This window comes from Cellvibrio sp. GW822-FHT04B05, assembly GCF_058800985.1.
In genome coordinates this window covers 1225364-1251899 of the sequence record NZ_JBXAMU010000001.1, presented here as the reverse complement: position 1 = coordinate 1251899, position 26536 = coordinate 1225364, and the positions used below count along the sequence as shown (strand labels likewise).

The window sequence follows — 26536 nt, the reverse complement described above, 5'->3', positions numbered from 1 at the left end:
TCTGTGATAGGTGCATTGCTAAATGGATATTGTCAATTCCGATAAATTACCGCTAACGTCTTCCCAACTGGATGTACTGCTTGATCAACAACGGATTCCCAATTCCGGTCTTTATAATATTGGCGGATATTTCCAATTAACGGGCAACATTGACATTACTCAACTCCAACGGGCTATCGCTGAGGTCATTAGCAGTGAATCAGCATTTGGCATTCGGCTGGATATGGAGGGTGAAGCACCTTACCAAGGTATAAGTGATGGATTGGTTGATGTCATTCAAATATTGGATTTTTCTGGTGAAAATCCTGGCACTAATGCCATGGAGTGGGTTAAAGAAGATTTTTCCAATAATTTTATACTGACCGGAAAACTCTATCGTGTAGCACTACTGACCTTATCTGAGCACTCATGTTGGCTATACTTGAAGGCGCATCATTTGATCATGGATGGTTGGAGCTTTTCGCTTTTTATTGAGCGGGTTTTAAACAATTATTACAATATTTGTGCTAACAATACCAATATTGAAAAATCGGCCAAAGGTTTTTTGGAATACATCGCGGCACAATCATCCGCAATTATCGATAACAAAAAGCATCAGGACTATTGGCAATCACGGTTGGTAGATTTACCGCCACCGCTGTTTTCACCCATTAAACATAATCCAACCTATACAGCAAAGGCAGCCAGCCTCCGTCATCAATTTACTTTCAGCGCAACAGAAATTGCTCCTCTGCTGCACCTTGCCCGGGAACAACAATCCAGCGCTTTTCATGCATTCCTCGCGCTTGTATACAGTTATTTTTTACGTGCCTATGCGACTGATGAGGTACTTATAGGCACTCCCATTCACGGACGTTCAAGCGCTGCAACAAAAAACATAATTGGAATGTTGGCAGGCACCTCACCAACACGCTTATCTTTTGGTACACATAATGGTTTTGCACAGATTGTTTCTGCAATACGACAACAACTCAGGCAGGATTTTCGTCACCAGAATTATGCGATCGGCAATATATATCGCGATTTACAGTTAGCCGCACAAGGGCGTGATCGTTTATTTGACGTTTTTGTTTCTTACGAAAACTTTGCCTACAACACACTCAACACACCTGAACTTGATGTCCGCCCTATTCCTTTGACGCATGGACAGGATCAAGTACCTTTTAGCCTGTTCATTCGCCAATATGACGCTGATGGTACATTTGAATTCGATTTGCAATTACGCAAAGATTATTTTTCTGCTGGTGATGCATTACTCATAGAACAACGTTTTCGCCATTTGCTCAAGATTGTCATCGCTCGTCCTGATCTGGCGTTGCACAAACTGCACTGGCTACCTGAGAGTGAAATACTTACAGTACAAACATTGAATAGTATTTCACCGAAAATTGAATCCAATGTGCATATCTTGACGCAATTTGCACAAGCAGTTGTAACACATCCACATAAACCGGCTGTTATAGGTACGGATAAAACCCTTTCGTTTAATGACCTTGATCAAGCATCTACTGAACTTGCCCATTGGTTGATACAAAAAGGAATTATCAGCGAACAGTTGGTTGCTGTATGTATGGATCGCACTACTGATCTGTTAGTCGTACTCATTGCTATCTGGAAAGCAGGTGCTGCCTATCTACCATTAGACCCTTCATATCCTGAAGAACGCTTGCACCTCATTTTACGACACTCGGCAGCAAGCCTGGTGATTACCCAGCAACAGTACCAGGAATTTTTTGAGCAAAAAAAATTATCCAATACCGGCTTGTCCAGCAAGAATCTATCCGTTTACAACTATCCACCCAATGAACAACTGAATTCAATCAATACCGGCAATACCATTTTTTCGCACAATCAATCTGCTTTGGCCTACGTTATCTACACCTCTGGATCAACCGGAATCCCCAAAGGAGTAGCCATCGAACATGGTAGTCTTGCCAATTTCCTTGCGGCCATGTTGCTTACACCGGGCATCAATGAAAACGACATATTATTAGCAGTGACTACCATCAGTTTTGATATTCATATCCTGGAATTATTTTTACCACTCGTGTCTGGCGCCACTATCGTCCTGGCGGATAACGAACAAATACGCGATGCATTTGCGCTTTGCCAACTGATGCAACAACATCGAGTCAGTATGATGCAAGCAACTCCCGCCACCTGGAAAATGCTTTTTCATGCAGATTGGCAACCACAGATTCCTTTTAAAGCACTTTGTGGTGGTGAGGAATTACCGCTTGCACTGATGGAAAAATTTCAATGTATACCTGCAATCGAATTATGGAATATGTATGGCCCTACTGAAGCAACGGTGTGGGCATCAGTTGCATGCTTAAAGCACGTGAGCGCGACCGATATTCATTTAGGAAACCCATTACCCAACGTAGGTTATTTTGTATTGGATCGCTTTGGTTATCTCACCGGTTTTAATTTACCCGGCGAGCTTTACATCAATGGCAAGTGTCTGGCACGCGAATACGTGAATGATCCGGAAAAAACCAATGCCAGTTTTTTATGGCACCAACTTCCCGGCCAAACGCCGCAGCGCTTTTATAAAACAGGAGATCAGGTTGTATTGCGCGATGACCTTACCCTGGGCTTTCGCCAACGTACCGATGATCAAGTTAAGGTGCGCGGTTACCGGATTGAGTTGGGTGACATAGAAGCCGCACTCAGTCGTCATCCACAAGTCAAAGACGCAGCAGTAAAAATTTGGGGCGATCAGCGGCAGGAAAATTATCTGGTTGCCTATTGTGTAACTGATTCAATATCATTGACCGAAATTGATGTAGTCAATTTTTTAGAAAAATCCCTGCCTGATTATATGATTCCATCAGTTATCTGTTGGCTGGATGTATTGCCATTGACACCTAATGGTAAAATAAATCGCAAGGCATTACCTGAGCCGGAACGGCAACTCATTGATCCCGCTTTGGATGCACCGCTAAATCCTCTGGAAAAACAATTAGCGGAAGTTTGGTCAATATTATTACAAGTCCCACAAGTAGGCAGGAGTGATGATTTTTTCCGCTTAGGTGGTGATTCCATTATCAACATTAAAATAATTAACCGGCTGCGCAAATCCGGTGTTGCTATTGAAGCCGCTGATATTTTTCAATATTCGCGATTGGCCGATTTAGCCCGACACATTACATCGCGCAACACAACCACCGGAATTCACTATCAATCTATACCACACAATAATATTGCTAATGATTGGAGCAAATTTCCATTAAGCACAGCTCAACAACGGCTCTATATTCTGCAACAATTGGAGGGAGCAGAAACCGCGTACAATATGTACGGTGCTTTTTTGGTGTCGGGACCACTGCAGGTCGAACGACTTGAGCAAGCGTTCGTAACCATGCTTGAACGTCATCCGATACTGCGCAGCCGTTTTAGTGGACGGGATGGTAACTTGTATCAGGAATCAATCCCGATCAATGCTTTTCCGATAGTGCAAAAATCACTTCCGCACAATACCGATACCCGCAATATTAACCTGTGGCTACAGCAAGCCCTGGCAACATTTGTCCAGCCGTTTGATTTATCACTAGCGCCCTTACTGCGCGCTGAATTATGGATAGGGAATAGTAAAGCAATACTGTTTATCGATATACACCATATCGCTGCCGATGGACTATCGATCAATATTTTCCTGCAAGAATTATTTACCAGTTACGATCAACAAATACTGCCACCACTCAACACGCACTATTCTGATTTTACTGCCTGGCAGCAGGATTGGATGAAGAGCCCGGCCTTTGCAAGTGCTGCACATTACTGGCACACGCAATTTGCAAGTGATATTCCGGCCCTGGATTTTCCCTGTGATTATGCACGTCCTGCGTTACAAACATTTACCGGAAAACGCCTCCGCTTTTCAGTCAGTCGTGTCCTTACACAATCCATCAAGGCACAAGCAAAAACTGAAAAAGTCACCTTGTTTATGTTGTTATTGGCTGCTTATAACCTGTTACTTGCCAAATATACAGGTCGCGATGATATTGTCGTAGGAACTCCGGTGAGCCGCCGCCCGGATGAACGCTTTCAGAAGATGATAGGGATGTTTGTAAACACCTTGCCATTGCGCAATTACCCTGTAGCCAGCAAAACATGGAAAACTTTTTTACAGGAAATAAAAACTGTTTGCAGCGGTGCATTCCAACATCAGGACTATCCCTTTGAAAAACTCATTGAACAGCTCGCACTGACGCGTGACCCCAGCCGCAATCCGCTTTTTGATTGTGCATTGGTTTTACAAGCAGAAGAGATAGCAAAAATTAACTGCAGTGAGCTGGCTGTGGACATATTGCCCATTGATTATCATCAAGCCAAATTTGATTTGACGCTTGATGTTGTTGATCATGGTGAGGAACTGGCGTTTACGTTTGAGTATGCAACACAGCTTTTTAATGAAACGACGATCCAGCGACTCGGCCAACGATTTATTACATTGCTCGACAACATAGTAACGCAACCTGATGCCACATTGGGTGAGTTAAGCATTATTAATAGCGATGAACACGACATATTATTGAACAGGTTTAATAACACCTGCAAAGATTATCCAGACAATCAAACCCTCAGTTCAATATTTGAAACACAGGTTACAAAAACACCCGTACAAGTTGCGGTGAAGTTTGCCGAAAAATCGCTCACATATGCTGAGTTAAATGCAAAAGCCAACCAACTGGCGCGAGCACTTCGCGAGCGTGGTGTTGGGCGCAATCAGATTGTTGCGGTAATGTTGGATCGCAGTTTGGAATTACCGGTAGCGATTATTGCTATCCTCAAAGCGGGGGGAGCTTATTTGCCCATAGCGCCCAACTTACCGCGCGAGCGTATCAACTATATGTTGGCTGATAGTGGTGCAACACTTCTGCTTACTGCCCGTGCACATTCAGACCTGTTTAATAACAATAGCGTTGTCGATGAACTATTTGATGCTTACAGGGATAATTATATTTGTGTTGATGATAAAAACCTCTATACAGGCTCAGAGACAAATCTTCCTGCCTCAAGTAGTCCACAAGATCTGGCTTATTTAATTTACACCTCAGGTTCAACCGGTCAACCTAAAGGAGTGATGATTGAACACCGTGCAGTTGTGAATCGCATTTACTGGATGCAGGCCAATTATCCACTCACCACAAGTGATGTGATTTTACAAAAAACACCTTATACGTTTGATGTTTCTGTGTGGGAACTTTTTTGGTGGTCATTTGCGGGAGCTTCGGTGTACTTCCTCGCACCCGATGGTGAAAAAGATCCGCAGCATATTTTTTCCTGTATTGCTCAGGAACGTATTTCAGTACTGCATTTTGTTCCTTCCATGTTAACTGCATCGCTGGAGTTTCTCGCAGCGCACTCACAAAACGGCGAATCTCTACCATGGGATTTAACCAGTTTGCGTTATGTGTTTGCCAGTGGTGAAGCATTAAACCCTCCACAAGTAGAAAGTTTTAATGCGCTTGTTCACCGGCATTCCGATGCGCAACTCATTAATCTTTATGGACCGACCGAAGCAGCGATTGATGTAACTTATTTCAATTGCCCGGTTGCTGGTACAGTCAAGCGAGTTCCTATCGGAAAACCTATCGATAACATACGCCTATATATTCTGGATAACGAACAACGATTGACACCGCAAGGAATTGCCGGCGAGTTGTATATTTCCGGTATCGGTGTGGGACGTGGCTATGTGAACAAACCGGAATTAACCAGCGAAAAATTTCAGGCAGATCCCTTTAATCCGGACGCACGCATGTATCGCACCGGGGATTTATGCCGCTGGCTGGATGATGGCAATATTGAATATCTGGGGCGCCTTGACCATCAGGTAAAAATTCGCGGTTATCGTATTGAACTGGGAGAAATAGAAACACGCTTGCTCAGCCATCCACAGGTGCGTGAAGCAGTTGTAGTTGCGCACAAAAATAACCACAACCAAACCGGTCTCTGTGCCTATCTTGTGGGTAGATCCATGCTTGATAGCGCGGAGGTGCGTCAGTATCTCGCTCATGCTTTACCGGATTATATGGTGCCACACCATATTCTGGTATTGGAAAAAATGCCCTTGAACGCCAGCGGAAAAATAGATCGAAAACAACTACCTACACCAGACTATAACACCCCTGCTGTTGAGGTAATTACACCTCAAGGTGAACTCGAAGACCAATTATTGCGCATTATGCAAACATTGTTGGGAAGCGAAAATGTAGGAGTTACTGATAATTTTTTCCAATGCGGTGGTGATTCTATCCGTGCCATCCAGTTTTCTGCACGCGCAGCACAGGCCGGTTTACAACTGGGCATCAAGGAGATTTTTAAATACCCCAACGTACGTCAATTAGCATCACAGCTTGAGCATAGCAAGCAACAAGAAAGCATCGAATTAGCACAGTGCGGCACATTTGGTTTGACGGCAATCCAGCAACGCTTTTTTGAACAAGATTTACATTCACCGGAACGCTATTGCCAATACGTCATCCTGCAAGCCAAGCACATCCAGCGGGAAATATTGCAGCAATCGCTTAACCTACTCTTGCAGCAACATGATCTATTGCGAGCCGGATTTATCACTGCAAGCACAGGCCAATACCAACTACATATTCCCCCATTGGAAAATGATTACTGGCAATTACATATTGTTAACATAGATAAACCACAGCATCCGACCAGTATATCAATCGACTCAGCGCTGTCGCAGCTACATAAAGACTTGCAAGAAAAAATCCGGCTTGATGGTGCGTTATACGCCGCTGGAATTTTATCAACACCAACACAGGATTATGTTGTTTTAGTGATTCATCACTTGATCATTGATGGCGTTTCCTGGCGCATATTACTGGATGATCTTGCCAGTTATTACGATGCGCTCTGCCATCACAAAACCCCCACGCTATCACTCAAAACCAATAGTCTTGGTCATTGGGCTGAAGCGAGTGCGCATTGCGCACAGGGTTATTATCTGGAGCGACAACTGGATTATTGGCAACAGGTACAAAAAACAATTTCACCTGCGTTGATTTATGCAAATACTGATCAATCCCCCTGTGGAACTAACGCTGGTGAGCGCCGTATCCTGCGGTGTTTTTCTGCAACACAAACACAACCCCTGCTGGTAGATGTACATCGCGCTTATGGCACTGATGTGCAGGATTTACTAATCACAGCCTTGGTACTTGCATGGCAACAATGGACAGGGAAAATAACAGTGGCCCTGGATTTGGAAAGCCATGGCCGCGAATTGCCCGGCCAGGATTTATCAGTCACACGCAGCCTTGGCTGGTTTACGGCACTCTATCCCTGGACAATTTCCATTGCTCCGGCAACACCACTGGATGAAATTATTCCATTGGTCAAAGAACAACTTCGCCGTGTTCCCAATAATGGTGTGGGTTATGGTTTATTAAAATACTGTGGTTCAGAGGCGCAACGACAAATGCTCGCTGGTCCCTCCCCGGATGTTTTATTTAATTATCTTGGACACATTGATCTTGAACCATCAGCTGTGTGGCAGCTATTGCATACCGGGCTGGATTCTGCACCGGAAAATACCCGTAGCCATATGTTTGAAATTAACGCCATGATCCGCAGTGAACAACTTGAACTGCACATCACTTACCCTGGTGAAGTCTATTTAACAGAATCTGTGGCAGCACTTGATCGACTATTTAATGCACAGCTCGAACAATTGATTACGCATTGCCTTTCACGAAGTATCAACACTATTACCCCAAGTGACCTTGGCGATGCAAATTTGTCACCCACTGATTTACGCAAATTACAGATGCGTTATGCCCAGCATGGAAACATCATAGCAATTGCACACCTCACACCTACCCAACAGGGAATTTTATTTCATACACTCTCAGAACAAGGCTCACGTCAGAATCTTTATTATGAGGAATTAAGTTTTTATATCACCCAATCATTGGATACAGATTTATTACAGCAAGCATTGGATCATCTGGTGCGTAAGCACAGCATATTGCGCACGCTCTTTGTAACAGAGGAATTGCCGGAACCACGCCAGATTGTATTTGAAAATTTGGCAATACATCTGACCACAATTGATATTGACCATCTTACGCCTGATGAGCAGGATATATTTTTACAACAGCAAAAAGACACTGGGCGGGCACAAGGTTTTGATTGGCAACAATCCTTGTTACACCTACAGTTATTTAAAACACATGCTCATGAAACCCTGCTTCTATTGAGTTTCCACCATATTATTTTTGATGGTTGGAGCTGTGCATTATTTATTGAACAATTACTTTCAACTTATGCAGATTTGATGCAGGGCAAAAAACCAGTAGGCTCCGCAAAACCCTTTGTAGATTATCTGCATTGGCAGACACAACAAGATATTGGTTCGGCACGGGAATACTGGCGCAACTATTTGGCAGGTTTTGAAAATAAAATCCAGTTGCCAGGAGAAGTTTCGCTCTTGGAATCAGCTTACCAAGCCTATGAAATAGACTACCATTTAGATAATTATTATCTCACTGGCTTACAAACATTAGCCGGACGCCATCAGGTAACGCTCAATACACTATTGCAGGCAGCCTGGGGATTATTGTTGCAGCGCTATAACAATACTGATGACGTATTGTTTGTCAGTGTTGTCTCCGGTCGATCTGCAGCGATTGAGGATATCGAGCAAATGCTGGGATTGTTTATCAACAGCATCCCGGTGCGTATTACTGCACCTGAGGCTGGCAACAGCGACTGGCTACAATCGTTACAAACAACAATGCTGGCATCGGAACAGCATGCATTTTTGGGACTTGCAGATATTGCGCAAGCAAGTGCCATCCCAACAGATTTATTTCGCCATCTATGGGTATTTGAAAATTATCCCGTCGATCAAACCCTTATTGCCAAGGGAGATTTATCAGGTCCTGCAGAGTTATCCATTGAACGCATCAGTTTATATGAACAAACCCATTACGATTTCAATTTACTCATCCAACCCGGGGAGCAATTGCACTTTCGCTTTAATGTGAATGCATTGGTCCACCCGCCTGCAACGCTTGCGCTTATAGCGCAACACTTATTGCAGCTCTTGCGTCATTGGGTAGACACCGGTTTTATCAGCAATACCGATATGATTCCTGCGCCCGCTGAAAAAACAGAATTAATTGCTTTAGGCTCAGGTGCATCTTATTGCCCTCCCCCACTACCGGATAATTTATCGCTGCGCTTTTTAGCACAAGCAAAAGAATCGGCATTACGCCCGGCAATTTTCGATGGGCAGCAACAATTCTCTTATATAGAACTACAACAAAAGGCAGCGCGCGTAGCACAGCATTTACTAACGCAAGGTATTACACCGGAAATGCCAGTAGCACTGTTGGCAAAACGTTCTACGGGAATGATCGCTGCATTAATGGGTATAGTGCAAACCGGTGCAGTATTAGTACCAATTGATCCCAGTCTTCCACACGAGCGCATTATTTATATGCTCAGGGATTCCGGGGCAACATTCTTGCTCATTGATGAAACTAAAACAGAACTGCAACAGCAATTGCCAGATATGTTGCAACTGGACATTAATACGTTATTGGAAAACCATTGCACAGAAGCTCCCCCCTTACCTGTATTCAATAGCGACAATTTGCTTTACATCATCTACACCTCGGGTACGACAGGCCAACCGAAAGGGGTGATGCTTGAGCATCGCAACTTGTTGGCGCTATTAGATAGTCAAAACGCAGAACGCATATTGGATTTCAGTGGGAAAGTATTGCAATTTGCCACGCACAGCTTTGATGTTTGCTATCAGGAAATATTCAGTACCTTGCTCGCCGGTGGCTGTCTTTATGTGATTGATGAACAACTGAAAAAAGACGTGGATTATTTGTTGGATTTTATTGGGCAACATCGCATAGACACATTGTTTTTCCCTACGGCTTATTTGAAATTTTTATTCTCCTTGCCCAAGTGTGTGATGCACATGCCAGACTCGGTACGCCATATTATTACCGCTGGCGAACAGTTATTAGTTTCTCCAACATTGCGTCAGTATTTGCAGCAGAATTCTGTGTATCTTCATAATCATTATGGTCCTTCGGAAACCCATGTAGTGACTACCCATGTGTTGCATGCCGGTGTTCAGATCGATGATATTCCGGTGATTGGCAAACCGATTAATGGCAATCGCATTTATCTGCTGGATAAACAAGGTCGAATTCAACCTCGCGGTGCACTGGGGGAAATTTGTATCGCCGGTGCCAGTGTGGGGCGCGGCTATTGGCATAACACCGAGTTAAGTGCGCAAAAATTTGAATGCGAAAGCGGCTATGGTGAAAGCGCCGATCGTGAAAGAAACTATAGCAACACATTTGGTCACGCTGATCGACTCTATCGTACCGGGGATTTGGGTTATTGGAATAACCAGGGTGAACTGGTGTATTTGGGCAGAAGCGACCAGCAGGTAAAAGTGCGCGGGTATCGTATTGAGCTGGGTGAAATTGAAGCTTGTCTTGGCAAATTTCCCGGTGTGCGCGAAGTGGCAGTGATCGTTAAGCGTGATGCGCAAGGCGAGAATTATTTGCTGGCGTATGTAGTACTGGACCATATTGCACAGAATCCCATGATAACTAATAGCGATCTGATCATAACGAAACTCAAAACTTACATTGCCAACGAATTACCCTCTTATATGGTGCCTGCATTTTTTATTCCGCTTGCGCAATTACCCATCACCAACAACGGCAAGCTGGACCGTCGTGCACTGCCTGCACTTGATCAATTGGAGGCATCAGCAGAAAACAATCAACCAACCAATTTTATCCAGCGTCGTTTGGTTGAACACTGGCGCCAGATCCTGGGCATACAATCGCCCGGACTCGACACGGATTTTTTTGCAGTGGGCGGCCATTCACTGAATGCCACTTTGCTTGCAGCGGCTATTAATCGCGATCTTGGAGTAACGCTTACGCTAAAACAGCTATTTACTTTACGCCAGCTCGGGCAGCAAGCCGACTATATTGAACAGCTACAATTCGAGCAAAAAAAGGCTACGCACACCGATGAAATAAATACCGGAATTACGAAAAATATATTGATCATTCCACATGCTGACCAAAACAGTAATTATCCGTTATCACCAGCCCAACAGCGACTTTATATCTTCGACCAATTGGCAGGGTTAAATACCACTTACAACATACCTTTTGTTGCAAAGCTGGCAAGCGAATTGGATATCGATCTTTTGGTGGATTCACTCCAGCAATTGATTGCGCGCCACAAGGTACTGCGCACCTCAATTACCATCGATAAAGGGCAGCCGCGTCAATTAATCCGGGAATCAAAATTTACTCCTGAATTTCTTCGGGTAAAACAGAAAAATATCGATTCAATCATTACTCAATTTTTACAACCTTTTGATTTACATCGGGAGTCCCTGATACGCATAAAACTCCTGCAACAGCAGGAAACCAACGAACATTGGTTGCTCTGGGATATGCACCATATTATTGCTGACGGTGTGAGCCTGGAAATTCTGCTACGCGAATTGATGATGCTTTATCGAGGGGAGAAACTTCCTGCACTGGATTATCATTACACCGATTTTTCACTCTGGCAGGCGCAGTGGCAACAGAGTGAGCACTATGCACAACAGCGCGATTATTGGCTCAACCAATATCGGGAATTACCACCTGCGCTGGAATTGCCGAGTGATTATCCGCGCCCATCCGAACGTATTTTTACCGGTGCGGAAATTTATTTCGAGTTGGATACCGAACTGGGTCTTGCCCTTAATGAATTTGCGGACAGGATGGGTATCAGTGTGTTTTTGGCGAGCTTTAGCGCCTATGCACTATGGTTGTCGCGCTATACCGGCGAAACAGATATGGCAATCGGAACACCCGTCTCTGGCCGTAGCATTGCAGAATTTGCACAGACACCAGGATTGTTCGTTAACACCCTGGCGCTTCGAATAAAAATAAATGAACAACTCAGCGCGCAAGAACTGGCGCAGACACTAGCAGCACAATTATTGGAGAGTCTACAGCATCAGGATTATCCGTTTGACGCACTCGTCAGTGACCTGCAACTCGCGCGCAATCCAGGTCGTAATCCTCTCTTCGATACCATGTTTTCGCTGGGGCGCGATCTGCTCGCCGGTACCGGGGCAGAACAACTTTTTCAACCGCAACCTATCACTGTAAAAGACGCCAAGTTTGATCTTGCGTTCAGCCTTAATGAGCATGCAGGTCATTACCAACTGGCTATCAACTATGCGAACTCACTCTTTAAACCCGAGACTGCTGAACGCATGGGGCAGCATTATCTCAACTTGTTGCGCCAAATGCTGGAACACCCCACTCTGCCACTTGCTAAATTAAATCTATTGTCCGTTGCAGAGTACCAGCAGCTAACACTGGAATTTAATAACACCCTCAGTGATTATCCAGATACAAGCAGCATCCCGGAATTATTTGAAAAAACAGTAGTGCAACATGGTGATTCCATCGCCGTGTGCGATAAATTTACGCAGATAAGTTATTGTGAATTGAACGCGCGAGCTAACCAGCTCGCCGCTTATTTACGTAACCGAGGACTTCTATCACAAGCGATAGTCGGGGTAATGTTACCGCGCACCAGCGAGTGGATTATCACTATGTTGGCCGTTTTAAAAGCCGGTGCGGTGTATATGCCAATTGCTCCCGGTTTACCATCTGAACGCATCCGCGCCATGTTGCAGGATGCTGGCGCAACCTTGTTGTTATCGACCAGAAACCTGATAGCTGGAGAAGGTGTACAGGCGAATGGGGATCATTGGGATACATTGTTGCTCGAACAAATTGCCAATCAGTGCAGTGAATTATCAACCGAAAATTCGTCGACTGCGGTGACACAAGCACAGAATCTTGCTTATGTAATTTACACCAGTGGTTCTACAGGAATCCCTAAAGGTGTGTTGATTGAACATCGCGGAGTAGTGAATCTCGCCACTTGGGCCGGACGCGAATACGATCTGAAAAACAACACCCGTTTCCTGCAAATGACTAATATCGGTTTTGATGTGTCGATTGAAGAAACCTTAGTACCACTCTTGAATGGTGCCAGCGTATTTATCATTGACGATGAACAGAAAATGGATAAGCGCTGCTTCAGGAATTTTATCCAACAACATCGAATTCAAATCGCGGAAATAGTGCCCAGCTTATTATCCGATTACATTGCCAACAGCGAACGATTGAACTCGCTCAATATTATTATCACGGGCGCTGAACGTCTTGATCCGCAACTCAAAGATCAGGTACTGTCGCTGGGTTATCAATTGCATAATGTGTATGGCCCAACCGAAACCACCGTCAACGCAACCAGCAAACGTTGCCAGTATGGTGTTGATACCATCGGCAAACCCATGGCCAATTCATTAGCCTATGTATTGGATTCACAGGGGCGTCTCCAACCAATTGGTATTCCGGGAGAACTCTGTGTCAGTGGGGTCAGTCTTGCGCGTGGCTACCGCGGCAATCCTGAACTCACTGCTGAAAAATTTGTGCCCAATCCTCTGCTTCCAGGGACACGTTTATATAAAACCGGTGATCTGGTGAAATGGACAAATGATGGCGAAATACAATTTATTGGCCGCATAGATCATCAGGTAAAAATTCGCGGCTATCGCATTGAATTGGGCGATATAGAAAGCCGCATGTCAGCAATAAATGGCATTGTGCAAGCAGTCGTTATTGTACGCGATGAACATAATAGAGGGACTTACCTGTGCGCCTATTACACAGGGCAACAAGAGTTTGATGTGGTCTTTTTACGTGCACAATTAGCCATCTGGCTACCGGATTATATGCTGCCATCACACTATATTTTTCTGGATCAACTACCCTTGACTCTCAATGGCAAGGTCGATAAAAGCTCCCTGCCAGCACCTACGTACAATATTGGTTTACGCAGTCATTATCGCGCACCGGATACGGCTATCGAACAGCAATTAGCGCAACTCTGGGGCGAGCTATTAGGTGGAACAAATTACAGCGCAACCGAGAACTTTTTTGATGCCGGTGGCCATTCATTGCTTGCTATTAAACTGTTGACTGCAATTAACCAACAATGGCAAATGTCGCTCACGCTCGCTGCACTCTTTAGTAATCCGGTATTGGAAACCCAAGCTGAATTAATTTCACAAACATTACTACAGCCTGACAGGATTTCACTCGCAGACACTGCTGTGCCTGATTACTGCCGCCTGTTGAACAACAGTGGACAACAACCCTTATTTTTATTTCCACCTGCACTAGGTGAAAATATTATTTACACCAATCTCTCCCTCGCACTGAACGAATATAATTTCTATTGTTTTCGCTATCTGGATGATCCAGCACGGCTGCACCATTATGCAGATACCATCACCCGTATCCAACCTGCAGGTGATATTTATCTATTCGGCTATTCCGCCGGTGGTAATCTCGCATTCGAAGTGGGCAAAGTATTGGAATCACGAGGACGTCAGTTGGGTGGATTAGTGTTGCTCGACAGTGTGCGCCGCCGAGCTAATACACGCTTAATCACGCGCGAACAAATTCATAAAGATATTCATCTGGCCTTCGCGCAAAACCAGCTCAACCTGGATGATTCATTTATCACTGGACTGGTTGAAAATGCCTATCACTATGGAGTTTATATTGAACAACTGATTAATAGTGGTTGGTTGCGCGCACCGATCTATTTAATCAAAGCAGGGATAGAGAGCGACACCGAAAGCGATTATGGTTGGAGTGAACTGACAACCCATTTATCTATTCACAACGGAGCAGGAGAACATTTGCAAATGCTGGCTATTGGTAACAATCTCAATCACAACAGCCAGGTTATCAGGGACTGTTTACAGAGGGAACGGGAGCAGGACGATAGTTATTCCATTACCATTCCCACCCTGACAACTATTGAGTAAACAATAATGGAATAAAGTGACGGGGAAGATCGGTAATCGCCACACTGGCCTTACCCTGCCATTTTATTTCTATCCGGGATTTACAAATCCTCACTAACGGACACCTATCCGGCATTGGTATAGTACTGTTAATAACCATTCATCTTATTGAATACTACCTTTCTACTGCTTCCGTTTTTTACAGTGCTCAAGAGTTTTTATGCCCGCCATTGATATATCCACTGCTGCACCTGCTCCATTTTCTGGAATTGCCCAACAAATATCCACTCGCTTTGCGTTTTTAATTACCGGCCTTGCTATGTCCGCGTGGGCACCATTAATTCCGTTTGTAAAAGCGCGACTGGTCATCGGTGAATCCACATTGGGTTTATTAATTTTGTGCTTCGGTGTTGGTTCGCTTATCGCAATGCCACTCACCGGTTTATTGGTAAACCGTTACGGTTGTCGCCACGTTATCACCAGCAGCTTGCTCTTGATGTGTTTGAGTCTAGTGTGCCTCGCTATCTCTCCCGGCATTCCGGGTATGGCATTAAACCTGTTGATTTTCGGCATGATGCTCGGCGGTACTGATGTCGCTATGAATATGCAAGCGGTTGTGGTTGAAAAAGCCAGCGGCCGCTCAATGATGTCCGGCTTCCATGGTTTTTATAGCTTGGGCGGGATATTTGGCGCAGTAGTGATGAGCGCACTATTATGGCTGGGTTTATCGCCATTTCACTCGCTGATAAGTCTCGCTGCCGTTTTATTATTAATGCTGGCTTATTGCGCGAAAGATTTCTTGCCCAAAGGTAGTAACGAAAACAGTAATGGCGAACGCGAACCGTTTTTTGTATTGCCGCGCGGCAAAGTATTGCTGATCGGCAGCCTGTGTTTTATCGCATTCCTTTCCGAAGGCGCAGTATTGGATTGGGGTGCCGTCTTTCTCACCGGCATTCGCGAAATTGATCCAGTACATGCCGGTTTGGGTTACGCCTGCTTCTCTGTTGCCATGACCATTGGCCGTTTCACCGGCGACAAAATTGTCAATGCACTCGGCGGCACTCGCGTTGTACTCTGGGGTGGACTCTGTGCCGCAACCGGATTTTTATTAGTAGTCTTCGTGCCTTTCAGTGCTGCAACGTTTATCGGCTTTACCCTGGTCGGTGTAGGTGCATCCAACATAGTGCCGGTATTATTTACTGCTGCCGGTAATCAGGATTCCATGCCAATGGGCCTGGCAATTTCCGCCGTTGTGAGCATGGGTTACGCAGGATTATTGGTTGGCCCGGCCGCAATTGGCTTTATCGCCGAGTTAAGCAGTTTGAATGTCTCCTTTACAATAGTCGCGTTAGGATTAATTGCATTGACAGCTTGTGCGAAGAAAGCGACCAAAAAATAAAAATCGGCTTGTTAATCAAGTATTGCTTTAATTGTATCTTCGACTTACTCATATCTCTATCGCTTCATTTAATACTGAAACTGCTGCGCTATAGCGTCGATAATCGCTTTTTGCTGATGAAGATCTTCTAGCAACATAGCAGTTTCCTCAACATATTTACCCTAATTAAAGTCTCGCAAAAAAATATCCTATATGCTTTATGAATAACTGCAACACGAAATGCTCTTTTTTAGATTATCAAGGCTCGACTGAAGCGGCGACAACTGCGGGCGCGTCAACACTGTTCGCCTTTGAACCGTTCGGCGCGAGACGAAATTCCAACTGGTTAAGTAATATCTCAGAATCTCAACTTTCAAGTTTGAAAAATGAAAGCGCTCAATTGCCCTCTGCTGGTTATACAGGGCAGGAAATGCTTGATGAAACTGGATTTATTCATATGAACGGTCGCTTATATGACCCTCAGTTGAGCAGGTTTCTTTCTCCCGATCCTTTAGTTCAAGATTTTAGCGACAGCCAGAGTTGGAATCGATATAGCTATGCATTCAACAACCCCTTCAAATATTCCGATCCAAGCGGGTATCAGGCAATTCCAACAGTAACGCTTAATGGGTGTGGTGAAGAGTGCCAACGTCGAGCGCAAGCTCAATATTTTATAGACATGCTCACCAGGGCTGGAATGAGATTCAATGACGAAAGAAAGATCGAGTATCAAAATCAAGTATACGATCCATATGATCCTGACTTGCTGAATAAGTTAGTCCAGCAATCTTTCGATGTGGATGCCGGCGACGCTAACACAATAATTGCGGCATTAGCTGAAGCAAGCAATAGTGGCATAGTATTGAGTATTGTTAGCAACGTTAAATCAACAACTAAAAATTTTGACGAGGGGCATGCATTTTTGATGACAGTTGATCGAAACGGCAAAAAAACCACATATGGATTGTGGCCAGATTGGCACAGAAGAGTAACAGACAAATCTCCTACCAACACTGATGTAAGAGTTAATATGGAGTTGAAAGATCGAGTTGCCGAATCCAAATCATATAAGTTGACTAACGGGCAGGTCAGGAAGTTAAGTATCTATGTAAACACCTATGATGAATGGTCCTATCTTCATAATTGTACGGACTGGGCACGCGATGGAATTTCCTTCGTCACCGGTGAATATTTGGATGTTGATAACTATTTTGGATTCGAGACTCCAAGGGAATTAAGTAGAAATATAGAGACTCGTCCCCCCCAGTAAACCAATTAGGAATATAGAAAAATGATTCATTACGCACTCATTTTATGTGTGGCATTTCTCCTAGTAGGATGTAGCGACTACAGGGAAATCGACAAAAAAGAATACGACGAGTTATCTGAGGAGGCAAATCATAACTCAGCCGAATGGTGGAATATCGTTAAACAAGATGAGAATTACTATTACATTGAGCGTGGTCGCTCAATCAGATCTCCAGACCAATACATTCTTCTGAGTAAACAAAAGGTTTCTATCGATCAAGACCTTAGTGATTTACCAACTCCGTTAAGGTCGGAAGCGGTGAGGTGGAAGTAATGTTACATCCGCCTGGCTAATAATTTGAAACTAGCCCTGAAGCTTCAAATTATTAGCTTAAAGGTGGCGGGTCAAATCGCGCCTACTTATTATCCTAGTGGGAAATTCTTGATTAGTGCCTAGTTCGGCATCATGTCTACGATACGCATAATGCAAAACCTCTATAGCCTGAGCCTCAGTTAGATCAGAACGAATGATTGCACATCCTCAACAGACCAAAAAATGCAGATCTATCGAGCTTTTTACCGAGAGAACACCACCGTCTTGGTGCCGTTCAACAATACACGATGTTCAGCATGCCAGCGCACCGCGCGGTTGAGTACAACCGCTTCGGTATCGCGCCCGATCTCTGCCATTTCGTCCGGCGAGTTAACGTGCGATACGCGCTCTACGGATTGTTCGATGATCGGGCCTTCATCCAAATCGGCGGTGACAAAATGTGCAGTGGCACCGATCAATTTTACGCCGCGCTCAAATGCTTGATGATAAGGTTTTGCGCCTTTAAAGCCGGGCAGGAATGAGTGGTGGATATTAATTGCACGGCCATTTAATTTTTTGCACAAGTCATCAGAGAGAATTTGCATGTAGCGCGCAAGTACTAAAAATTCTGCCTGCAAATCCTGCATCAGTTGCCACAATTGCGCCTCTTGCTGCACTTTGGTATCGGCAGTGATTGGCAAATAATGGAATGGCAATTGGTACCACTCGGTCAGGTCGCGCATCACATTATGGTTGGACATCACACCGACAATTTCAACCGGCAGCGAGCCATTCTTCCAGCTATTCAACAGCGCATTCAAACAGTGCCCCCACTGGGAAACGGCAATCAGCACGCGCGGCTTGGCATGGCTATCAAAAATATTCCAATCCATTTGGTATTGCTCACCCAGCGGTTTAAACAGCGAGCGAATCTGCCCAAGGTTATAACCTATGGGGCACTCAAATACAGTGCGCATAAAAAAACGGTTGCTGGTTACATCCTCAAACTGTGAGGACTCTTTGATATTGAACCCGAGGGTCGCAAACAGCGTTGCAACAGCCGCGACCAGGCCTTTGGAGTCCCGGCAACTAAAGGTTAAAACGATTTCTTTTACAGCAGACATTACATGAATTCCCAGTAAGCAGTTCGAAGGTCACTTCGAAACCCGGCAGTCAAATTGATAAAATAGTCGCCAAGCCTACGGGATTGCGCGGGGGTAATTCAAGTACCGGTTTTTTATTCAGGACCCGGGCTCGGTATATGAAACGCCCTGGTGATGGGAATAGCGAGATTTAAAATGTTCGTCCAAAAATTCCGCTGTAACAGCGGCGGCGGGTTTGATATAGGGCTCGTACAACCAGAAGGTATGGGGAGTATTTGGCAGTGTAACCACCCTGGTGGGAATATTATAGATTTTCATTTTCTCGACCATTTCATCGCGCCCGACATGGAAACGTTCCTGCGCACTGTTCAGGTACAGGATCGGCGGACTGGTTTCGCCGACATAATAAGTCGGCGAGGCGTCATGCCAGAGATCGCGTTTTTCAGCGTAACTGCCACCAAACCAGGAACCGGCCGATGACCGACCTACCCCCGGCACATCTTCATATTTGCGCGCTTCGGCGGAGGTAAAGTCGGACAGACCATCGATATTCAGGACTAACTGCACATCGCTGGAAACACTGCTGTCTTTGGCTTGCGGATCAAAACGCACCAGACCATTGGTCATTCCTGTCAGGCTGGCAATTTGCCCACCTGCTGATGAACCACCTACCGCAATTTTTGCAGGATCAACCCCGAACTCGACCGCATTGATGCGCAACCAGCGAATCGCAGCTTTCACATCGTAAACTGCGGCTGGATATTGTGCCTCTGGCGCTAACCGGTAAGTGATGGTCGCCGTTACATATCCCGCTTTGGCCAATTCAATCGCCATAGGCGTGAGATGTGTGCGATAGCCCGAGCGCCAGCCGCCGCAATGAACAAGAATCACACCGGGGACGGGTTTGCTAGCGGCATCCTCCGTCAGTTGCTTCGGCATGTATAAATCCAATTGCAGCTCGCGATTGCCGTAGCGCACATAGGTGATATTTTTTCTCTCGATAACATCACTGGGTACTGCTGTGCTTGCAATTTTAATCTCGGGAAAACTTTTCACATCCAGGGTAAAACGATTTTCTACCGTGTAGGTGTTTGCATAAGGTGCCGGTGCTGGCGGAAGCGACGAACAGGAAGTAAGGCAGCTAATAGACAGCGCAATCGTTAGTAAATTAATCAGTTTCATAATATCACTCGCTATGTGCCCGGCATGCTTGACCAACCTGGAAGCCGGTTAGATATTAACGCGGTCCATGCGCTATATACATAGCAAAACCTCAGATCCGAACAATCATCAAGAGGATAAAATGAATCAGCTTTCCCGGTTCACCAATTCCTTGAATGCCACCGCAAGGCGTTGATAAATTGCTCCGGGGCACTCTGGAATTTTGCGGCCATCCGCGTACCCCACCGGAATTAATTCTGCACCGGTGCCGGTAAGGAAACATTCGTCTGCGGTGAATAAATCGTAAGGTGCGAGTGGAGTTTCGCGGAATTTAATACCCAATTTTTCTGCAAGTTCCAACACAACCTGACGGGTAATTCCATCGAGAGCACCTTCAATAACGGGTGGTGTCAGCAATTCACCTTTCTTGATGATAAAAATATTATCTGCACTGCCCTCTGCAATCCGGCCTGCGCTGTTCAGCAAAATCGCTTCATCTGCACCGGCATGAGTGGCTTCCATACGCGCAAGAATATGATTGAGATAATTTAAACTTTTTATACGTGGATCAAGACCGTCTGCGCTTAAACGACGAGTGGCCGCGATAATGACTTTTGCGCCTTCGTTGCGCACACACTCGCGCACCATGTGCAAACTGTCCGCGATAATAAATAGCTGCGGCGAATGACAGCGCGAGGGATCTATGCCCAATGGCCCAACACCGCGCGTAACAACCATGCGCATATAGCCATTTTTTGTCGACGCAGCAGCGATGGTTTCCACTACTGCTTGGGTGAGCGTTTCAATGTTGTATGGAATTTCCAATGCAATCGCGCGCGCAGAAAGAATTAACCGTTCCAGATGTGCTTGCAGGCGAAACGCGCGGCCATTGTAAAAACGAATGCCTTCAAATACACCGTCACCGTACAAAAGCCCGTGATCAAAAACAGAAATATTCGCCTGTTCAGGTACGACCAATTTTCCATTTAACCAACAAACAGGAGCGGGCTTTATAATAGCGGATTCCCTATTAGTAACCTCTGGACTAGCAGCAGCTAAATTAGCCATGGAATTCTCCAGTTAACATGGTGTGTGCTTTGCCAGTGAGATAAACACGCTCGCCTGCCCATTCAATCGTGAGTAAACCGGTGCGCGCCGATGCCTGAAATGCTTGCAGGCGCGCTTTGCCCAGACGTTGTGACCAATAAACGGAAAGCAGGCAATGGGCAGAACCGGTAACGGAATCCTCGGAAATACCAACGCGCGGCGCAAAGAAGCGCGAAACAATATCCAGCTCCGGTTTATCGGCAGGTGCCGTGACAATCAGACCGCGTTCAGTGAAGGCACTGATCAATGCATCATCCGCCTGGAAATTGTGCACTTGCCCGGCGGTCTCCAGTACGACGATATGGTCGTCGCGACCGCGACCGAACCAGGCCGGTGGTCCACCCAAGAGCTTCAGCAAAGGCTCTGGTAATTTTCTGATAAGGGTCGGAGAGTCGGCGGGGAAATCCAGCCGGATGCTGCCACCTTGACGCACAGCTTCCAGCACACCGCTGCGGGTGCGGAATTTCAGCTCCGCTGCTTTCTCGCCCACCTCATGCCAGAGTGCGTGGGCGGCGGCCAAGGTGGCATGACCGCAGAGACTGACCTCGGTAGTGGGCGTAAACCAGCGCAGGCTCCAGACATCGGATGCTTGCTTAAGTAGGAATGCGGTTTCGGCTTGCTTCATCTCTTCAGCCACTTTTTGCATCCAACCGGCTGAGCGCTCCTCTCGCAACAGACAAATACCAGCGGGATTGCCGGTGAATAGTCCGTCAACAAATGCATCAACGATATAAAGGGGCTGCGCCATGATTCATTTCTCCTAATCCATATCGAACTACATATCGAACAACGCGATATGTTTGGCAGTGTATTTTTTTACCCCAATACAGTACAGTTTCAAAATAATTTAATTGATACGGTACAGATTATTAAAAAATTAAACTGTACTTATACAAGTTGCTTAAAACTGTACCTATGAATCCAGTGGAGTCGCGATGGACATTCTCTACCGCAAACTTGCCGATGAACTGGCCAGCCTGATTAACGCCGGAGGATTTCAAGCCGGTGACCGCATGCCCGGTGTGCGCCATCAGGCGCAGCTGCGCGGATTAAGTATCGCCACGGTAATTGCCGCCTATCGCCAGTTGGAGGATTGGGGCTTGCTGGAGGTGCGCAACCGCTCCGGGTTTTATGTTAAAACCAAAGCCGCGTTAGCAGTTCCGCCACCGCGGATTGTGGTGACGACCATGCGTCCTGCCCCGGTTACCGGCCAGGATATGGTGCTGCAATTGGTGAAGGCGGCAAATAATCCGACTATCGTGCAATTGGGCGCAGCAGTGCCGGCGGCAGAATTTTTGCCGACCCGCGCTATCGAGCAGGCACTGACCAAAGCCGCGCGGCAATATCGCGTACGTACGGCGAATTATGAGTTTTCACCCGGTGCACCCGAATTGCGTCGCCAGTTGTCGCGGCGCCTGGTCGATGCCGGTTGCGCGGTTCATCCGGACAATCTGGTCATCACCAATGGCTGTCAGGAAGCACTGACGCTTGCCTTGCGTGCGACCACAGTGCCGGGTGATGTGGTCGCGATCGAGTCGCCCACGTTCTACGGTTTGCTGCAGGTGATTGAATCGCTGGGGCTGGAAGCGCTGGAAATCCCCACCAACCCACACTCAGGCATGTCGCTGGAGGCATTGGAATTGGCATTGAGCCGCTGGCCGATAAAAGCCTGTGTGGTCACACCTAATTTCAGCAATCCACTTGGATGCCTGATGCCGGATCAGCACAAACATAAGTTGGTGGCGATGCTCAAGGCACGTGAAATCCCGCTGATTGAAGACGATATATACGGTGACTTGAGCTTCAGCCATGCCCGTCCTTCACTACTTAAAAGCCTGGATGACAATGTGATCCTGTGCAGTTCCATCTCCAAAACCCTGTCGCCCGGTTTGCGCGTGGGTTGGGTCGCGCCGGGGCGCTATCAGGACAAAGTCGAATACATGAAATATGTACTTAACCTGGCGACGACTACCATCCCGCAATTGGCGGTAACCGAGCTGCTGGAAAACGGTCAATACGAGCGCCATTTGCGCCGCGTGCGCGGTGATTATGCGCAGGCTGTAGCGCGGATGACGGAAGCGGTAATCCACTATTTTCCCGAAGGTACCAAAATTACGCGGCCGAAAGGAGGTTTCGTGATTTGGCTGGAATTGCCGGGTGCGGTAGACAGCTTTTCGCTGGCGAGAAAAGCGTTGGAGCAAGGAATCAGTATCGCGCCCGGCCCTATTTTTTCGGCCAGCCAGAAATACCGGCAATTTATCCGGCTTTCTTGCGCATGCGAGTGGAATAACAGAGTGGATCGCGCGTTGATGAGTTTGGCGGGGCTGCTCCGCTGAGCAGGAACAACCCATGCCCGAATAAAACTAAAAGTGAAAACTGCTGGTGAAGGAAAATAAATCCGCTTCTTGCTCGTCGAAATAAATCCGGCGCAAACCAAGTCCCAAACCTACGCGTTCAGTTAGTGGCAGCTCAAATTTGAGTCCCACTAATGGATCGTTGCCTTTGTCATTGTCAACCGAGAACACATTGCTCGCTACGCCAATCTTGCTGCGCCATGCAAACACACCAACTTCGGCAGAGACTTTAACCAATGAATTCGGAGTCAGCATTACGCCTTGTACTAACGTAAGACCTTCGGCACTCAAGGGATAACTGGCCGCAAAATCGCGGGAAAATGTATTCAAATCAGTATTACCGGCCAAGGTGAGATCGACTTTTACATCGCCCAGGTCCAGATAACCCAGTTCGGTGTAAGAGATACTGTTCCATTGGTGGCCGAGTGCCAGATGGTATCCCACCCGATTTTCATCGTAGCGGCTCAACACAAAGTCATGCCCGGCAGCAACAACTGCCGTTGTGAAATCGTCCTCTTCCTGGCTGCTGGCCACACTGGAAATATCCGCGCGCAGATAAAAACCTTTGTTGTCAGTTGCCTGCGTATTAACGGATGCTAACAGCATGGCAAACAGCGCAATCCATATAGGCTTTACACGCTTTAACATCATCAGACCTCCCAATAACAGCAACCAAAATCCGCCCATTGCACCACCACCTTTGGATTTAACCTCGACCGGTGGTTTTGGTGGTTCTACTGGTGGCTCCGGCGGTTCTGGAGGTTCGACCGGTAGAGCAACACTGACAGCACCCGGATCAGCAATGGCAGAGTTAACCAAACCATCGTCATCATTAGGGCCGCCGTCTTCGATGGTAAGTTGTACGCAGAGATAGCCTTCGATCAGACCCGCAGTCCATTCCGGGTTACCCGGAGGTGGACAATAACCGGGGTTACCCGGTGCCGAGAAGATAGTGTTATTAGCGTTTTCAATAAAGCTGACCCAACGACCTTTTTGATACTTGCGATAGACCGCATCAGCCGGTATGGCGGCCTGTTGTGGAATCACAACACGTATACTTTGGCCTGGCGTTGGCAGATCACGAATAACAAAATCGAAGATACCGCCAACTGGCTTGAAGGCATTATCGACAATCACCTCACCCAGCTCACCTATCTCATCATCGAGAATTTGTACGCCGCCTGAAGTGCTGCTCAACGCAAACTGACCAAGACCACAACGCACACCCGGGTCGCACTCAATCAAGTAAGAGCCGGTTACATTGCCAACCTGCGGCAGCACGTTGTTTGACGGCATGTTATCCAGATAATCAGGAATGCCGTTGCCCGATGTATCACCATAGCCTTCCGTCAGGTCATCAATACCATCACCATCGGTATCAACATCTGCACTCAGTACCGGAAGGCTCTGTACAACGCGGAAGTAGAGCTGCATGTTGGCGCTGGCGCCGCCTGAGTCAGTTACGGTTAGCTGCACCTGATGACGACCAGTCAAACCAGCAGGATCGAACACCAACGTACTATTGACTGGATTGCCATCAATATCACCCAATACCCTATCGCTAGCAGACCAGTCATAACTATGGGTATCGGTTGGGTTCAAATCAGTCACAACCGCCATCACTGTTACCGGCCCACCTGTTGGAATGATTTGAGTTGTGTTAATGCCACCCTGGCTAAGATGCAGCGCCAAGGTTGGAGCAACATTCCCCTCGCGGATACTGATCATATGGCGGTTGCTCACACCGACATTTATATCGCCGTCCAGCCGCACTACCAGGAAGCTGTCACTCAATCCGGTGGGCGCAGTCAACTGTACAGGGATAGCAACATCCAGTTGCCCCGGAGCGGTGAAGTTGGCAACGCCATTAACCAAATTGTGCTCATTACCGGAGGCGGTACTACTCCCGTCAATCACATAGGGTATCGATAGTGGATAGGTTGGCGAGCGGCCATTGAGGATGACCCGGAATTCCACGGTGCTGCCGCGAATGGCAATTTGCGATTTGCTCATGGACACCAGCGGCTTGACATCCACCGTCTGGATTTCCGCTACCGATAGTCCGGCCGCATTGGTAGCAGTCCATACCACCTCATGGCGACCTGGCGGTAACAACAGGTTTCCATTCGCATTCAAACCAGCAGGACGCGCTGCACAACAAGCATTACCGCTGGTCGTATCGCTGGCCAGCTCAGCCACGGCTTGATCCAGCTCAACCTGGGTTGCATTTGAGTTGAGTCCGATTAATCGACGTAAAGGAATCGGCGTGTAGAGTCCGGTCGCATTAACTTCAATATTCGCCGGAACCAGTAGCACCGGTGCAAGCGGATTGGCCGTACTCAATACCTCAATTGCGAAGGCAGGCAAGCTGGCAGTTAATACCCCATCCGATACAGTAATGACGATACCGGTAGTAGTACCAATATCGGCTCTTACCGGAGTACCGGTAAGCGCCCCCGTTGCCGTATCAAAACTTGCCCAAATGGGTTTGTTGGCGATGCTGAAGGTCAACACATCGCCCACATCCACATCACTCGCGGTCGGAGTGAAGCTATAGGCAACATCCTGATTCACACTGGTGGTTGGTGTACCGCTGATTACCGGTGCATCGTTCACGTTCACCACAGTCAAATCGAATGCTGGCAAGCTAGCGCTTAAGGTGCCGTCGCTTACGCTGATAATGATTCCCGTAGTTACACCGATATCTGCCTCAATCGGCGTACCGGTTAGTGCACCGGTTACGGTATCGAAATTGGCCCACACGGGTTTATTCGCGATGCTGAAGGTCAACACATCGCCCACATCCACATCACTCGCGGTCGGAGTGAAGCTATAGGCAACATCCTGATTCACACTGGTGGTTGGTGTACCGCTGATTACCGGTGCATCGTTCACGTTCACCACAGTCAAATCGAATGCTGGCAAGCTAGCGCTTAAGGTGCCGTCGCTTACGCTGAT

9 protein-coding genes are annotated in these 26536 nt (G+C 46.6%); 4 read left to right on the top strand and 5 right to left on the bottom strand.

Annotated features, from left to right (window positions below):
• Nucleotides 1-22 precede the first annotated feature (22 nt).
• The 3 genes from AC1RJL_RS05030 to AC1RJL_RS05020 all read left to right on the top strand — a co-directional run bounded on the left by AC1RJL_RS05030 (nucleotide 23) and on the right by AC1RJL_RS05020 (nucleotide 17562).
• Nucleotides 23-14935 carry a non-ribosomal peptide synthetase gene (locus AC1RJL_RS05030; RefSeq protein WP_492911646.1) on the top strand — a complete coding sequence of 4971 codons (14913 nt, stop codon included), beginning with the start codon at nucleotides 23-25 and terminating at the stop codon, nucleotides 14933-14935.
• A 199-nt stretch (nucleotides 14936-15134) separates the two neighbouring features.
• The gene (locus AC1RJL_RS05025; protein WP_492911645.1) at nucleotides 15135-16313 is read left to right on the top strand and encodes an MFS transporter; all 1179 of its coding nucleotides are present in this window, start codon (nucleotides 15135-15137) and stop codon (nucleotides 16311-16313) included.
• A 199-nt stretch (nucleotides 16314-16512) separates the two neighbouring features.
• Complete coding sequence (locus tag AC1RJL_RS05020; protein ID WP_492911644.1) at nucleotides 16513-17562, top strand: RHS repeat-associated core domain-containing protein; 1050 nt, start codon at nucleotides 16513-16515, stop codon at nucleotides 17560-17562.
• Between the two features lie 554 nt (nucleotides 17563-18116).
• Here the strand turns inward: AC1RJL_RS05020 and purU are convergent.
• From purU to AC1RJL_RS05000, 4 genes are all read right to left on the bottom strand, one after another.
• Nucleotides 18117-18977: a formyltetrahydrofolate deformylase gene (gene purU / locus AC1RJL_RS05015; protein ID WP_492911643.1), complete on the bottom strand. Its 861-nt coding sequence runs from the start codon at nucleotides 18975-18977 to the stop codon at nucleotides 18117-18119.
• A 117-nt stretch (nucleotides 18978-19094) separates the two neighbouring features.
• A complete protein-coding gene (locus tag AC1RJL_RS05010; protein WP_492911642.1) occupies nucleotides 19095-20138 on the bottom strand; it encodes an alpha/beta hydrolase fold domain-containing protein in 1044 nt (347 codons plus the stop codon).
• 126 nt (nucleotides 20139-20264) lie between these two features.
• Nucleotides 20265-21185 (bottom strand): branched-chain-amino-acid transaminase, encoded by a 921-nt coding sequence (ilvE, locus tag AC1RJL_RS05005; RefSeq protein ID WP_492911641.1) that lies wholly within the window; start codon nucleotides 21183-21185, stop codon nucleotides 20265-20267.
• Nucleotides 21178-21972 carry a PhzF family phenazine biosynthesis protein gene (locus tag AC1RJL_RS05000; RefSeq protein WP_492911640.1) on the bottom strand — a complete coding sequence of 265 codons (795 nt, stop codon included), beginning with the start codon at nucleotides 21970-21972 and terminating at the stop codon, nucleotides 21178-21180. The genes ilvE and AC1RJL_RS05000 overlap by 8 nt, the downstream gene beginning before the upstream one ends.
• 187 nt (nucleotides 21973-22159) lie before the next feature.
• Between AC1RJL_RS05000 and AC1RJL_RS04995 the strand changes: the two genes are divergently transcribed.
• On the top strand, nucleotides 22160-23560 hold the full coding sequence (locus AC1RJL_RS04995; protein WP_492911639.1) for an aminotransferase-like domain-containing protein: 1401 nt from the start codon (nucleotides 22160-22162) through the stop codon (nucleotides 23558-23560).
• Nucleotides 23561-23587: 27 nt separating this feature from the next.
• Here the strand turns inward: AC1RJL_RS04995 and AC1RJL_RS04990 are convergent.
• The coding region (locus AC1RJL_RS04990) for a thrombospondin type 3 repeat-containing protein (RefSeq protein WP_492911638.1) at nucleotides 23588-26536 on the bottom strand (2949 nt) is incomplete at its 5' end.